This is a genomic window from Ruegeria sp. CH10 (genome assembly GCF_056537125.1).
The window spans coordinates 1,185,731-1,199,801 of the sequence record NZ_JBQFQY010000001.1; the positions used below are offsets into that span (position 1 = coordinate 1,185,731).

Below are 14,071 nucleotides of genomic sequence, written 5' to 3' on the forward strand. Positions count from 1 at the left end.
TCCTAAGGCGCGCCGTACAGCTGTTCCGGCAACCACAGGACCAGCGAGGGCACGAAGGTCAGCAGAAGAAGAACACCCAGCAGCGGCACAAGGAACGGCAGGGTGGCGCGCACGCATTGCTCGAACGGCACCTTGGACACTCGGGACAGCACGAACAGCACCATTCCGACCGGCGGGGTCAACAGCCCCAGCATCAGGTTCAGGATGACGATGATACCCAGATGCACTGGATCAATGCCAAACTGCGCGGCCACGGGCATCAAGACCGGCACAAGGATCGAGATCGCGGCGATGGTCTCCATGAACAGGCCGACGATCAGAACAACCGCCATGATCAGCAGCAATACAACAGCCTTGCTGTCGGTGAAGGACAGCACGAATTCCGCAAAATGTGCGGCGACCTGATTGGCCGTCAAAATCCAAGCAAAGACCGACGCCGCGCCCACAATCATCATGATCGCCGCTGTTGTCTCGATGGTTTCCAGAGAAATCACCGCCAGTTTCCGAACGGTCAGGGTGCGATAGACCACTGTCCCAAGGATCAGCGCATAGGCGGCAGCCCCAATGGCCGCCTCGGTCGGAGTGAAAGCACCCGAGACGATGCCACCCACGATAATGACCGGAGTCATCAGCGGCAGAAAGGCCGCCTTGAACCGCGTTGCGATGACCGCAGGGCTAAAGCTCACGTCGCGCGGGTAATTCCGCGTGCGGGACATCCACCAGATCATTGCCGACAGCGCAGCGGCCATCAGCAGGCCCGGAACGATCCCGGCGACGAAAAGCTTGCCAATCGACACGGACGCCATGACGCCAAAGATCACCAAAGGCAGCGAGGGCGGAATGATCGGCCCGATGGTGGACGAGGCAGCCGTCACACCGACGCTGAAGTCATCGTCATAGCCCGCTTCGCGCATGGCCTTGATCTCAATCGCGCCAAGACCGCCCGCATCGGCAACCGCAGCGCCGGACATGCCGGCAAAGATGATGCTGGCGCCCACGTTCACATGCCCAAGCCCGCCATGCATCCAGCCGACAATGGCACGGGCAAACCCAAAGATTCGTGCGGTGATCCCAGCTGAGTTCATGAGTGCCCCGGCCAGAATGAAGAACGGGATCGCCAGCAGCGGGAAACTGTCCATGCCATTGACCATATTGTGCATCAACAACACAGGTGGCAGACCGGAATAGAGGATGTAGGCAAAGGAAGACATCGCCAGCGAAAACGCAATCGGCACGCGCAGCAGCATCAGGCCGAACAGCGTGACAAAAAGAATGATCAGGCCCATGTATCGCCCCCCTTTGCGATTTGTTTCAGCCGCGAGACGATTTGGTAGGCAACAACGCCCAGATTGCCGATCGCCAGTGCCAGAACGGCGATGTGCAGGTAGTATTTCGGAAACGGCAGCGAGACCATTTGCTGGAACGAGGTGCGCTGGATCAGTTCAAACGCCGACCAGATGATTACAGCAAACAGGACAATAGTGGCCATTAAGGCAAAAAGATGCACCCAACCGAGGCCCCGGCCGTAGTATTTGTCAACAAACTCCAGAACGATATGGCTACCCACGGCCTGACACCGGATTGCCCCGGCAAAGCCCAGCAGGATCAGCAGATACCGCGCGGCTTCTTCCGTCCAGGCGATGGAATCATTCAGAACGTAGCGCGTAAAGAACTGCAGGAACACCACACCGAACAACACCGCAAACAGCGCCAGCAAGCCATAATCCGGCACGGTGATACGATAGTCTCGGAAATGCGCATCGTCTTCTGCGGCCAGCGCGTCGAAATCAATCTCGGGCGGGGTCTCGGTCTGAGTCATCAGGCACACCTTCTGAATAGTGGCCGGACCCGGTGCAGAACCGGGCCCAACAGATTGGCTTATTCCTGAATCGCCTGCAGACGCTCAAAAGTCTCGGCATCCCACGGAACCGAGTCGCTGCTCAGCAGCGGTGCAACTGCGGCCATAAAGGGCGCACGATCCACTTCGTTGACGGTCACGCCCTGCTCGCGGAACCAGTCGGCCAGTTCGGCCTCGGATTGCACGATTTCATCCGACGTGGCCGACGCGGCCTCGGCCAGCGCGTCAATCAGCGCCTGACCGTCATCCCCCATCTTGCCCAGCGTCACGGGCGAAACCACAACGGCCAGCGAGTTGGTGATATGACCGGTCAGGTTGATGTTTGACTGCACCTCGTAGAACTTCTTGAACTGGATGGTGGGCAGCGGATTTTCCTGAGCATCCACAACGCCTTGCTGCAGGGCCAGATACACTTCGGCAAAGGCCATCGGCGTGGGGTTTGCACCCGTGGCTTCGGGGAACATCTGATAGGCTGGCGCATTCGGCGTGCGGATTTTCAGACCTTCCATGTCGCCCGGCGCAAGGATCGGCTTGTTCGAGGTGACATGGCGGGCGCCGTAATAGGTCATCGTCGCAATCGTGTTGCCCGAGATGTTCTTGTATTCATCCGCCATCTCGCCAAACAGGTCCGAATTCACATAGGCCTTCCAGTGATCGTAAGAGCGCATGGTGAATGGGTAATCCGAGATACTGATCGGACCATAGGACTGACCCAGAAACGCCACGCCGGTATAGATCGCATCGACCGTGCCCAGCGACAGCGCCTCGTTCAGCGCCGCTTCTTTGCCCAGTTGCGAGGCCGGGAACACTTCCATTTTGTAACGGCCATCTGTCTTTTCTTCGAGCAGTTCTGCCGCGCGGACAGCTGCGGCGTGATACGGGGTCGACGCCTCGTAAACATGGCCAAAGCGCAGTGTCTCTTGTGCCAATCCAGCCGTTGCGCTGAGCGCAACAATACAGGCGGCCCCAAAGGCCGTTTTGCCAAAGTTGAACATATTTTCCTCCATGTTTCTATGAAAACGCCCGTCGGTTTCTTGCGTCCGATCGGGCGGTCGGGGTTATTCCGCTGCCAATGGTTGTGAAAAGCGGAAATCTCTGAGTGTTTCGGGTTTGATTTCGATCGAAAAGCCCGGCTGCGTCGGAGCCATATAAGCCCCGTTCCTCACCACGCAGGGGTCGACGAAGTGCTCGTGCAGGTGATCGACATACTCGATACGTTTGCTGTCTTTCTCGCCCGAGATCGCGACGTAATCGATCATCGACATGTGCTGCACATATTCGCACAGGCCCACGCCCCCGGCATGGGGCCAGACCGGCAGGTCGTATTTCGCGGCCATCAGCATCACGGCCAGCACCTCATTCAACCCGCCCATCCGGCAACTGTCGATCTGAACGATGTCAATCGCGCCTTCCTTGATGAACTGTTTGAACATGATCCGGTTCTGGCACATCTCGCCGGTTGCGACCTTGACCGGCGCAACACCTTCGCGGATCGCCTTGTGGCCGAACACGTCATCGGGACTGGTGGGTTCCTCGATAAAGAAGGGCCGCGCAAAGGACAGGGCCTTGACCCAATCGATGGCCTGATCGACCTCCCACACTTGATTGGCGTCGATCATGATGTTCATGTCTTCACCCAACACCTCGCGCGCGATTGTCAGGCGGCGGATGTCGTCGTCCAGATCGCGGCCAACCTTGAACTTGGTGTGGGTAAAACCGGCATCCTTGGCCTCCTGGCACAGGCGGCGTAGCTTGTCATCGGGATAGCCCAGCCACCCGGCCGAGGTCGTGTAGCAGGGATAGCCTTCGGCTTTCAGCGTGGCGATCCGGCGGGCTTTGCCCGGCGCGGCGGCGCGCAGCATGGACAGCGCCTCATCCGGGGTGATCGCATCGGTGAGATAGCGGAAATCGATCAGACGCACGATCTCTTCCGGGCTCATCTCGCTGACCAGTTGCCAGACAGGTTTGCCCGCCTCTTTGGCCCACAAGTCCCAAGCTGCATTGACCACAGCGCCGGTGGCCAGATGGATCGCACCCTTGTCCGGCCCGATCCAGCGCAGCTGGCTGTCGCCGGTGATATGGCGCCAGAACCGGCCCATATCCTCGGCGATCCAGTCCAATTCCAGCCCCTTGACCAAAGCCCCCAGCGCATGGATCGCGGCAACGCAGATTTCATTGCCGCGCCCGATGGTAAAGGTCAGCCCGTGGCCTTCGTGATCGCCATCGGTTTCCAGCACCACATAAGCTGCCGAGTAATCGGGATCGGGGTTCATTGCATCCGAGCCGTCCAAACTGTCCGAGGTTGGAAAGCGCAGGTCTTCGGTCCGAATGCCCGTGATACGTGTCATTTACTGGCCTCAACCGCCTGACGCTGCACGCCCAACCCTTCGATGCCCAGCTCCATCCGGTCACCCGGTTTCAGGTAGGTCTGCGGGTTCTGCCCCATGCCAACCCCCGGAGGCGTGCCGGTCGAGATCACATCGCCCGGCTGCAGCGACATGAACTGCGACAGGTGCGAAATGACGGTCGCCACGCCAAAATGCATCGTCTTGGTCGAGCCGTCCTGATAGCGATGCCCGTTCACCTCAAGATACATCGGCAGGTTCTGCGGGTCCGCCACTTCATCCCGCGTTACCAGCCACGGGCCGATGGGGCCGAACGTATCCGCCGACTTGCCCTTGACCCACTGGCCAGAGCGGTGCAGCTGAAAGTCACGCTCGGACAGGTCGTTGACCACGCAATAGCCCGCCACGTGGTCCAGCGCGTCCTCTTCCGAGACGTATTTGGCCTCTTTTCCGATGACCACGCCCAGCTCGACCTCCCAATCGGTCTTGACCGAGTTGCGGGGGATTTCCACCGTGTCATCGGGGCCCATAATCGCCGAGGTGGCCTTGAAAAAGATCACCGGCTCCTCGGGCAGGGCCATGCCGGATTCAGCGGCGTGATCGGCATAGTTCAGACCGATGCAGATGAACTTGCCCACCTGCCCGACACAGGCTCCGATGCGGGGGTTGCCCTCGACCACCGGCAGGGTGGCCACATCCAGATCGCGCAGGCGCGCAAGGCTGTCATCGCTCAGCACATCACCTGCAATATCGCCCACAACACCGGAAAGATCGCGGATCGCGCCACTATCATCCAGAAGGCCGGGTTTTTCCTGTCCTGTCGGACCGTAACGCAGCAGTTTCATCAAAAGTCTCCTTGTTCAAACGGTCCAGCCGCCATCGATGGCAAAAGTCTGTCCGGTCGTGAATGCAGATTCGTCGCTGGCCAGATAAACCGCCAGCGCCGCGATTTCGTTGGCATCGCCGATACGCCCCATGGGCTGGCGCGCGATAAAGTCCTTTAGGGCCTGATCGTAATCACCCATCGCACGCAGGCGGTCATGCAGGCTGGGGCTGTCCACGGTTCCCGGACAGATCGCGTTGCAGCGGATGCCACGCGTCACAAAATCGGCTGCAATGGACTTGGTCAACCCAATCACCGCCGCCTTCGAGGCGCAATACGAGAAACGGTTGGGCACCCCTTTGATCGACGAGGCCACCGACGACATGTTGACGATCGACCCGCCGCCATTCTCCAACATGCCCGGCAGCACCAGCTTGGCCAGACGGAACATCGCCTTAACGTTCAAGTCAAAGCTGAAATCCCACTGCGCCTCATCACAGTCCAGGATCGAGCCCGCGCCCACAAACCCCGCGCAGTTGAACAACACATCGAACGGACCGACCTGCGCCATCGCGCTGGCCACCGCGTCTGCATCGGTCACATCCAGCTTGAGCGCGGTCACACCGTCGATCTGCGCCAGCTCAGCCAGCATCGCGTCGTTGATGTCGCAGGCAATAACCTGCGCGCCCTCAGTGACGTATTTCTCGACGCTGGCGCGGCCAATGCCCTGACCCGCCGCCGTTACCAAAGCTTTCTTACCGGCCAAACGGCCCTGTGCATGCGTCATGTCATCCTCGGTCTTCGTATTTTCTGCCGCGCAACTCTCAGGCTTAACCTGGCGCGCGACGTTATTTTTAACACGTTTCGAAAAGCGGCGGCCCGGTCCTCCTTGCCCCTGCCCCATTCGGTAGCTCCCATTTTTCAATTCATATGCAAATCACAAATTCATTTGTAAATCAACATTGACTTTGTGCGGCTATCCGGAAGATGGTTTAAGAAGTCAATTCAAGCGCCGCTGAGGGAGAAAACCGTGGCTGAGACAGCGGACAAATATCGCGCGCCAGCCCTTGAAAAAGGGCTTGATATCATCGAGCTTTTATCATCCCACGGGGAAGGCGTTTCGCAGGGCGATATCGCGCGGGCACTTGACCGTTCACAAAGCGAGATTTACCGCATGCTGTCCACTCTGGTACGGCGCGGATATGTCATTCGTTCCAAAGACAACGACCTGTATTCGCTGAGCCTGAAAATGTACGCCGTATCTCAGCGGCACCCGCCGGTAGAACGTTTGCTCGAAGTCGCGACGCCGCGCATGAGGGCCGTGACCCGGCGCGCGTGGCAGTCCTGTCATTTGGGCATGGAAAGCAATGGTGACATCGTCATTGTCACTTCGGTCGCCGCCCCCGGAAACTGGGTTTTTTCGCTGCGTGTTGGCACCGTGGTCGGCTTGGGCAACACCGGCACCGGCCGCGTTTTGGCCGCGTTCCGAAGCGACGATGAAATCGAAGCCCTTCTCGACAGCCACCGGCTTGCGCAGGGCGAGCCCGAGATTGATCGGCCCGAATTCTTTGAGCACCTGGCCCGTATCCGCGAAGTGGGCTACGAACGGATGCCTTCGGCGACGGCCATCGGCGTTACGAACCTAGCCTACCCCGTCTTCAATCAGGAAGGCATGTCAATTTGCGTCATCAACTGCCCCTTTGTGGAGCGCATTGACCAGCTTGAGGTCCCCGACATCGAAGAAGTTCATGAGATGTACAAGGCGCTGGCTGACGAACTGACCGATTTCTACGCCGGTCGGTCGGCATAAGCTGTTTTTTCGAACGAATACCTAACCATTATGCGCGCGGCCAAGCCAGACGGTATCCGCCGGGTGAACAAGCGTTCCAAACTGTTTGGCGACAGCACCCAAAATGCAACAAGCCCGGACAATGCCGGGCTTGCTTTCAGTCTGTATCAGGCCCTATTCCGCCGCGTTGGCCGTGGTCGGAATATTCGCTGCTTCGCGCTTGCCATCATTATAGATCGCCTTGATCAGAGACACTGACATCAGCACCATGACCAACGAGAACGGAAGCGCCCCGATCACCATCGCCGTCTGAATGGCCGTCAGACCACCCACCAGCAACAGTGCGGCAACAACCGCCCCAAGTGCCACACCCCAGAAGATGATGTGCGGACGCGCTTTGGGTCCTTCATCGCCCGCCGCGTTGATAGTGTTGACGATCAGCACCGCCGAGTCCGCCGAGGTCACCAGATAGGTCATCAGCAGCACAACGATGATGACAGCCATCGCCCAGCCCAGAACCTCGCCCAGGATCAGGCCGGTCATCGCAAAGATCTTGTCACCATCCGTGGCGCCGAAAATCTCGCCATTGGCGCCGCCGTTCAGCTCCATCTCGATCGCGGTGCCACCAGCGAACGAGAACCAGACAAAGCACATGATCGCCGGAACGATCAGCGCGCCCAGAACGAACTCGCGAATGGTGCGTCCGCGCGAAATACGCGCCAGGAACAAGCCGACGAAGGGAGCAAACGCAACCCACCAAGCCCAGTAGAAGACCGACCAGGCCCCCTGCCAGCCTTCCAGATTGTCTGCCACACCGCCCGCTCCGTCACCGGAATAGACGCGGAACATCATGCCCGGCAAGGCGATCAGATATTCCCAGGTACCCAGGATCAGTGCCTGAAGACCGAACCACGTGGATCCGAAGATCATCAGGAATGCCAGCAGGAAGATTGACAAACCCATGTTCAGGTTCGACAGCCATTTGATACCCTTACCGACGCCGGACAGCGCCGACAGGGTCGACGCACCCATGATCACCACGATGGCGACGATGATTCCCAGCGACGAGGCGTTACCTTCGCTGTTCAACAGCCAACTGCCGATGCCAATGCGGCTCATGCCTGCCACGAATTGCTCGACCCCAAAGCCCAGCGTCTGCGCCACGCCCAGAATGGTCGCAATCACGGCTACGATGTCGATCAGGCTGCCCAGTGGGCCAGAAAGTTTTGACCCGAACAGCGGCGTCAGCGCCGACCGGATGGTCAGCGGAAGGCCCCGGCGATAGGCAAAAAAGGCCAGCGCCAGACCGGCGATGGCGTAAGACGCCCAGGCCGAGAAGCCCCAATGCAGGTAAGAGTACTTATAGGCGTTCAGAAAGTTTTCCTCGGTCCCGCCTTCGACAATTCCCTGGATCACCTCGGGGTTGTTCTGAAAGTGATAGACCGGCTCGGCCACGGCCCATGTCAGCATGCCGACACCGATACCCGCGCCGAACATCATCGAGAACCACGAGAAATTTGAAAACTCGGGCTCATCCGTATCCTGCCCCAACTTCAGTCGTCCCGCGCTTGGCCAGATGGCCAGAACGATGCAGACGATTACGAACAAGGCCATCACATAGATGTACCACGTGCCAAAGTTCGACAGGATAAAGCTGTTGAACCCACTGAGCACGGCACCTGCCTGCTCGGGGAAGGCAACGGCCCAGATGACCAGAAGGCCCACAATGATCTTCGACGTTACCGTCACATCGACGCTGAACCCCGAATAAAAACCGCTATCTGCCGTCTTGATCGGCAGGTCGGTTAAGGGTGGTTTGATTGACATTTAGGTCCTCCCATGTCGTCAATTGAAGCGCGCGATTATCCTTTCACGCTGCTTGCCGTTTTGCCCGAAAGGTTTGACAACCCTACAGACTCTTTCATCCTTTCGCCGTTCACATCTTTGAGCGCGAGCGCCGTGCGAGTCTGGCACATGACGCATTTTCAGCCTGCCGCACTCGCTCCTTGACACATGAGTGGCAGACGCGCTCAGATCGCCCACGGCCAGGTTGGCTCTAGGCTTTGACTATAGAGACGAAGGATGAAACAGAAAAATTTATGACAAAAGTGCAAATATCTGATGGAAGATAAAGGAAATTCCTATAGCCTTTTGGCCCGTAGTGCAGCCGACCTGTGCGCTTTCATGGTCGTGTGCCAACGGGGCCAGCTCTCAGCGGCGGCGCGTGACATGAAAGTTTCCCAGCCCAGTCTCAGCCAACGTATCCGCAATCTGGAAACCGCGTTGGGCACAACCCTGTTCGAACGTACCGCGAAGGGCGTCACCTTGACCCGCGATGGCGACGCGCTGTACCGGCGGGTCAAGAATCCGATGGCCGAGCTGGCAAACAAGTTCAACACGCTTTCGAAAAACGGAAAGCAAGAGCGGGTGCTGATTTCGTCAGATTTCGCGTTTGCGTATTTTTGGCTCTTGCCGCGCCTTCCGGCAATCCGCCAAAGCCTGGGCGATGTCGAGATCAGCATTCTCACTTCGGATCAACCGCGTCAGACGGCGGTGCACGAAACCGATTTGGTTGTCCATATGGCCAATCTGGACCAGATCGAGCCCGGCATGCAGTTGCTGTTCGAAGAGACCGTTGGAATTGTTTGCAGCCCTGCGTTCAAAAACGCAAATGCGCATATCAGATCCCCCGCCGATCTGAAGACTGCCTCACAATTGCTGCATCTTGTTCCACCTTCGCGCGATAGTGACTGGTGCACTTGGGAAGAATGGTTAAACGCCCAGAATGTAGACGCCACAGACATTGGGAAAGGCACAGTGTTCAACAATTACGAGATGGTGATCCGTGCCGCTCAGGATGGGCAGGGCATTGCATTAGCGTGGTACGGCCTGATTGACGATCTGGTTCGCGATGCCGAGTTAACCCCATTGCTGGAACAGACTTACAAAACGAAACGCGGGTATTTCATTACCACCGTCCGACCAGACGCCTCGCCCAAGCTGCGTGAGTTGCGTGACTGGATTCTTGGTGAAATCCGGGCGTGAGAACCAGATCGCCAGAGCGACCGTCTAAGTTAACCCCTAAGCCCGCATGCCAACCGCGACACGGAAGCGGACCGTAGGTGTTTTCGCCATGGCTCTTGTTAAGAAACCAGATGATGATCCGTGGTCCACTGCACGTTTTTCTCACCAACACGTCTTATGTGTTTGGTGGTTTTCTCAAACAGAATTCTTCCGCTGAGCTCGGCAATTGATTTTGGCAGGTTCTGAAGCCCTTGCTATCTGGCAAAAACCATCAACATTCGCGACAGGCCCGAGACCAAAAGCTCCAAAACACGCAGGTTCATGTTTTCGACCAACGGCGGTGTCAGCGTCGTGATGTTTTGCAGCGCAGCTGGTGGCGACACGACGTCCGGTATGGCTCGTTCTTGACAGCACCGCAACCTAGGGAGCGAAGCAGCAAGAACACGTCCAGAGTTGGCCATCTGGACATCCCTCCGCCCAAAAAACGCTCATGGCCCCACTTGGTTTTCGGACGTTGACCCCCGCTGCGCGGTGAAAACCATTGCACCCTGAGCCGCAGAGCGTCTCATCAAAAACTGCACATCTTGGGCAGGGGAAATGCGTATTCGCCGGTCACATCTGGCGGCATGAAACATTTAACCACAGATACCTTGGCTTGGTGTGCCTTTGCGATTGCTTCGGTCATTCTTGCTGCGCAACCTGCGCAATGGCTTGTTCGAAGTTGGCTTAGCCCCGCCTACGGGTCGTACGGCTATGTTTATGTCCTGCTGATCGTTGGCCTTGCGGGGGCGAGCCTGCTGAGCGGACGACCGAACGGCACAAGCTCTCAGATACCGGCCATTGCCCTTTTGTTACTGGCAGCCTTGATCCGGTTTTTTGGGCAGGTCTTGGCGGTCAACATCCTCAGCGCACTCGCCCTTGCCTTGGATGTGTTTGCGCTGGTTGGAGTGTTGCATCTCAATCGGCGTCCCTTCGCACTGTCGCCCTTCTGGATGGCGGCGCTGTTCTTGTTTTCCCTCCCAACCGAGATGGTCTTGCAACGCACCCTTGGATTCCCGTTGCAAATGGTTTCAGCAGACGTGTCCTGCCGCATACTTAGCGCCCTGTATTCAGATATTGTCTGCGACGGGGTGCGCATCACCTTAGAACAACGGGATATTCTGGTGGACTTGCCGTGTTCTGGCGCGTCGGGGCTTTTGCTGTCGCTGGCTTTTGTGGTCACCCAAAACGCCGTGTTGAGACCGCGCTGGCAAGTTGGTGGCCTCAGCCTGCTGGCCGTGATCACTTGTGCCACTTTGGGCAATAGCCTGCGCATTTCGGTTCTGGCCGTTGGGCTTGCGCATGATCTGGATGTCATGGCCGAGCCATGGCACAGCCTTATCGGGCTGGGGACACTTGGCCTGACAATAGCACCTTTCGCACTGTTCTACCGCCCCCGCAATGCGGGGTCGCAAAAAGGCCGATCTCGGACCATACAGATGGCACTGCCAAAGCCCATCAAAGCGCTGGCCGGGGTTGCGTGTCTGATCAGCAGCGCGGCAATCGTTTCTCTCAAAGCCAACCCCGTGGATGTTTCGGGCAATGTGGTAACACCGAACCTGCCCGCACAAATCCACGGGCATCTCGCGCGATACGAGCCTCTGACCGCGATGGAGGCTTACTTCTTCGAAGCCTATGGCGGGCAGGCGCAGAAAGCTCAGTTTGGTCCACTGGGATTGAACGTTGTCAGCACCCGCGCACCGCTGCGGCATTTGCATGCTCCGGAAATCTGCCTGCGGGGCCTTGGCTACAAGGTTCGGTTTCTGGGCACGCGCTACGACGGGGTTCCCAGCGCCTATTACAAGGCCACCGGCCCGGACGGCAACCAGTGGCTGGTTGCGGTCAGCTACGTCTCACAAAACGGACATGTCACTCCCAGCGTTGGTGAGGCGATCTGGCGCTGGCTGAACGGCTCCGGCGGCACCTGGAGCAGCGTGCAAAGGATCACCCCATGGGCGCTGGACACAACGCTACGCGCGCAACTCGACGCTGCCACGATTGCAGCCCTGGACATTCAAACCATCAAAGGAACGGACATATGATACGCCACATTGCTTTTGTTTTTCTGCTACAGCCGGGAGTTGCGTCCGCTCAGCCTGACGACGAAATCGCCGGTCGGCTGGTCGGCAGCGGGGCAGCCGGTCAACTGGACCTGCCAATGCTGAAATCGGACCTGTCCGTGGATGTTCAGGGCGACATGGCAACCGTGCAGGTGCGACAGGTATTCGCAAACCCCTCGGACGTTCCGATCTCGGCGGAATACCTGTTCCCGCTTAACCAAAATGCTGCCGTCTACGCGATGCAGATGCAGGTCGGGGACGAAATTGTCGAGGCTCAGATTCAACAAAAACAGCGGGCAGAACAGACCTTTGAAACCGCAAAGCAAGACGGCAAGGCCGCAGCGCTTTTGACCCAGCACCGTCCCAATATGTTTACGCAGAAAGTTGCCAATCTGATGCCGGGGCAGCCGATTACGGTGACGCTCAGCTATGTGCAGGCCGTTCCCAAGATCGACGACGCGTATGAGCTGGTGCTGCCCCTGATCGTTGGACCGCGCTATCAGGGGGCCAAGGATTTCGACCCGATCTCCGACGACATTGTGTTGACGGATTTCGAAAACGAGGCCCTGGCCACCGCAACTCAGATCGATGGCTGGACGGTTGCCGAGCTGCCGCAATACCCGCAGGTTCCGCGTCTGTCGAACCCGGATGCAATTGAACCGGCACGCGTGTCGCTGGACCTGAACCTGCGCGGCGCGGTTCCGGTATCCAACCTCATAAGCGCGACCCACGATCTTGAGGTCGAGCGATCCGAAGGAGTATTGCGCGCAACATTTCAGGACGGGCGGGTGATCGATAACCGCGATCTTGTTCTGCGCTATGAACTTGGTGGCGATGAAACGACAGCCGGTGTTCTGGCCCATCACGATGAACAAGGCGGCTTTGTATCACTGCTGATCGAACCGCCGAAGGTCCCACAGCCAGATCAAATCACTGCACGGGAACTGGTCTTTGTTCTGGATACCTCGGGATCGATGGGCGGTGCGCCTCTGGATGCCAGCAAGCGCTTTATGGAAGCCGCATTAAAGGGTCTGCGCCCCGAGGATTACTTTCGCGTGATCCGGTTTTCTTCGAACGCCTCCGACTTCGCATCTCAGGCCGTTCCCGCCACGCGCGGCAATATCCGCTCTGGCTTGCGCTATGTGCAGGGCCTGCGCGCAGGGGGTGGCACCGAAATAGACAATGCCATCCGTCACGCTTTTGCAACGCGGCAACCCGAGAACACTTTGCGCATCGTCGTATTCCTCAGCGATGGCTACATCGGGCGTGAAGCGGATGTCATACGCACGATCCGGCACCAAATCGGAGACGCACGCATCTATGCCTTTGGCGTGGGCACGGCTGTCAATCGCTACCTTCTGGACGCGATGGCCGAGGAAGGCCGTGGCTATGCCCGCTATGTCGATCCGACACAGCGCGCCTCAGATGTCGCGGACACTCTGGCCCGCGATCTGAAATCGCCTGTGTTGACAGATATTTCCATTGATTGGGGCGGGCTGACTGTCAGCGAAGTGGTCCCCAAACAGATACCCGATCTGTTCGACGGCGGTTCGGTGCGGGTTCTGGCGCGCTACGAAGGCGGTGGGCCTGCCGACATCAAGATCAATGGCCTTGTGCAGGGCAGAAAGGCGCAGATGGCACTCTCAACAGTTCTGCCCACCGTGTCTGATCCCGAAGGTGACACGCATCAGGGTGCTGCGATCCCGCTGACATGGGCGCGGACCAAAATAGCCGATCTCGACCGGGCGATGGCCGTACAGGCAGGCAATCCCAAGACGCTTGAGGCACAGATCACCGATCTTGGGTTGAAGTTCAATCTTCAGACGCGGTTCACCTCTTTTGTTGCGGTGTCAAAACAAGTTGTGAATGAAGGCAACGCGCCGGCAGGCACCACTAGGGTGGCCTTGCCTCAGGTAGCGGGCGTCGACGCCAATGCCTACCCCAAGACCGCGTTCAGCGGATCGTCCACACCTGAACCTCAGACGATTTTAGGGCTGATCGTCCTTGCAGCCCTGGGCGCACTGCGTTTGACCCGAGGGCGGAGGACCGCGGCATGAGGAACGTCCCTTATAAATTACGCACGGATGCCTGGTGGCTGAGTGATGATTTCAAATTGCATAGACCGCTGTTGCA

Annotated in this window: 11 protein-coding genes; 4 read left to right on the top strand and 7 right to left on the bottom strand. The window is 58.3% G+C overall.

Going from position 1 to position 14,071, the window contains the following annotated elements:
- Positions 1 to 2: 2 nt before the first annotated feature.
- The 6 genes from ACRZ94_RS05845 to ACRZ94_RS05870 all read right to left on the bottom strand — a co-directional run bounded on the left by ACRZ94_RS05845 (position 3) and on the right by ACRZ94_RS05870 (position 5,813).
- Positions 3 to 1,286, bottom strand: coding sequence for a TRAP transporter large permease (locus tag ACRZ94_RS05845; RefSeq protein WP_480649888.1), 1,284 nt, complete (start codon positions 1,284 to 1,286; stop codon positions 3 to 5).
- On the bottom strand, positions 1,277 to 1,819 hold the full coding sequence (locus tag ACRZ94_RS05850) for a TRAP transporter small permease (protein ID WP_480649887.1): 543 nt from the start codon (positions 1,817 to 1,819) through the stop codon (positions 1,277 to 1,279). Before ACRZ94_RS05850 ends, ACRZ94_RS05845 begins: the two co-directional genes overlap by 10 nt.
- A 59-nt stretch (positions 1,820 to 1,878) precedes the next feature.
- Positions 1,879 to 2,853 (bottom strand): sialic acid TRAP transporter substrate-binding protein SiaP, encoded by a 975-nt coding sequence (locus ACRZ94_RS05855; RefSeq protein WP_480649886.1) that lies wholly within the window; start codon positions 2,851 to 2,853, stop codon positions 1,879 to 1,881.
- 63 nt (positions 2,854 to 2,916) lie between these two features.
- Entirely contained in the window at positions 2,917 to 4,206 is a 1,290-nt protein-coding gene (locus tag ACRZ94_RS05860) for an L-fuconate dehydratase (protein WP_480796882.1), read from the bottom strand.
- Entirely contained in the window at positions 4,203 to 5,048 is an 846-nt protein-coding gene (locus ACRZ94_RS05865) for a fumarylacetoacetate hydrolase family protein (RefSeq protein WP_480796883.1), read from the bottom strand. The genes ACRZ94_RS05860 and ACRZ94_RS05865 overlap by 4 nt, the downstream gene beginning before the upstream one ends.
- A gap of 15 nt (positions 5,049 to 5,063) precedes the next feature.
- Positions 5,064 to 5,813, bottom strand: coding sequence for an SDR family oxidoreductase (locus tag ACRZ94_RS05870; RefSeq protein WP_480796884.1), 750 nt, complete (start codon positions 5,811 to 5,813; stop codon positions 5,064 to 5,066).
- 243 nt (positions 5,814 to 6,056) lie between these two features.
- Here ACRZ94_RS05870 and ACRZ94_RS05875 point away from each other — a divergent pair, with 243 nt between their 5' ends.
- Positions 6,057 to 6,836 (top strand): IclR family transcriptional regulator, encoded by a 780-nt coding sequence (locus tag ACRZ94_RS05875; protein ID WP_480649882.1) that lies wholly within the window; start codon positions 6,057 to 6,059, stop codon positions 6,834 to 6,836.
- Between the two features lie 153 nt (positions 6,837 to 6,989).
- Here ACRZ94_RS05875 and ACRZ94_RS05880 read toward each other — a convergent pair whose 3' ends face one another.
- Positions 6,990 to 8,642 (bottom strand): BCCT family transporter, encoded by a 1,653-nt coding sequence (locus tag ACRZ94_RS05880; RefSeq protein ID WP_480796885.1) that lies wholly within the window; start codon positions 8,640 to 8,642, stop codon positions 6,990 to 6,992.
- 294 nt (positions 8,643 to 8,936) lie between these two features.
- Between ACRZ94_RS05880 and ACRZ94_RS05885 the strand changes: the two genes are divergently transcribed.
- The 3 genes from ACRZ94_RS05885 (at position 8,937) to ACRZ94_RS05895 (ending at position 13,995) form a co-directional block, all read left to right on the top strand.
- Positions 8,937 to 9,860 (top strand): LysR family transcriptional regulator, encoded by a 924-nt coding sequence (locus ACRZ94_RS05885; RefSeq protein ID WP_480796886.1) that lies wholly within the window; start codon positions 8,937 to 8,939, stop codon positions 9,858 to 9,860.
- Positions 9,861 to 10,465: 605 nt separating this feature from the next.
- Complete coding sequence (gene xrtT / locus ACRZ94_RS05890; protein WP_480649878.1) at positions 10,466 to 11,920, top strand: exosortase T; 1,455 nt, start codon at positions 10,466 to 10,468, stop codon at positions 11,918 to 11,920.
- Positions 11,917 to 13,995, top strand: coding sequence for a VIT and vWA domain-containing protein (locus tag ACRZ94_RS05895; protein WP_480796887.1), 2,079 nt, complete (start codon positions 11,917 to 11,919; stop codon positions 13,993 to 13,995). Before xrtT ends, ACRZ94_RS05895 begins: the two co-directional genes overlap by 4 nt.
- Positions 13,996 to 14,071: the final 76 nt, after the last annotated feature.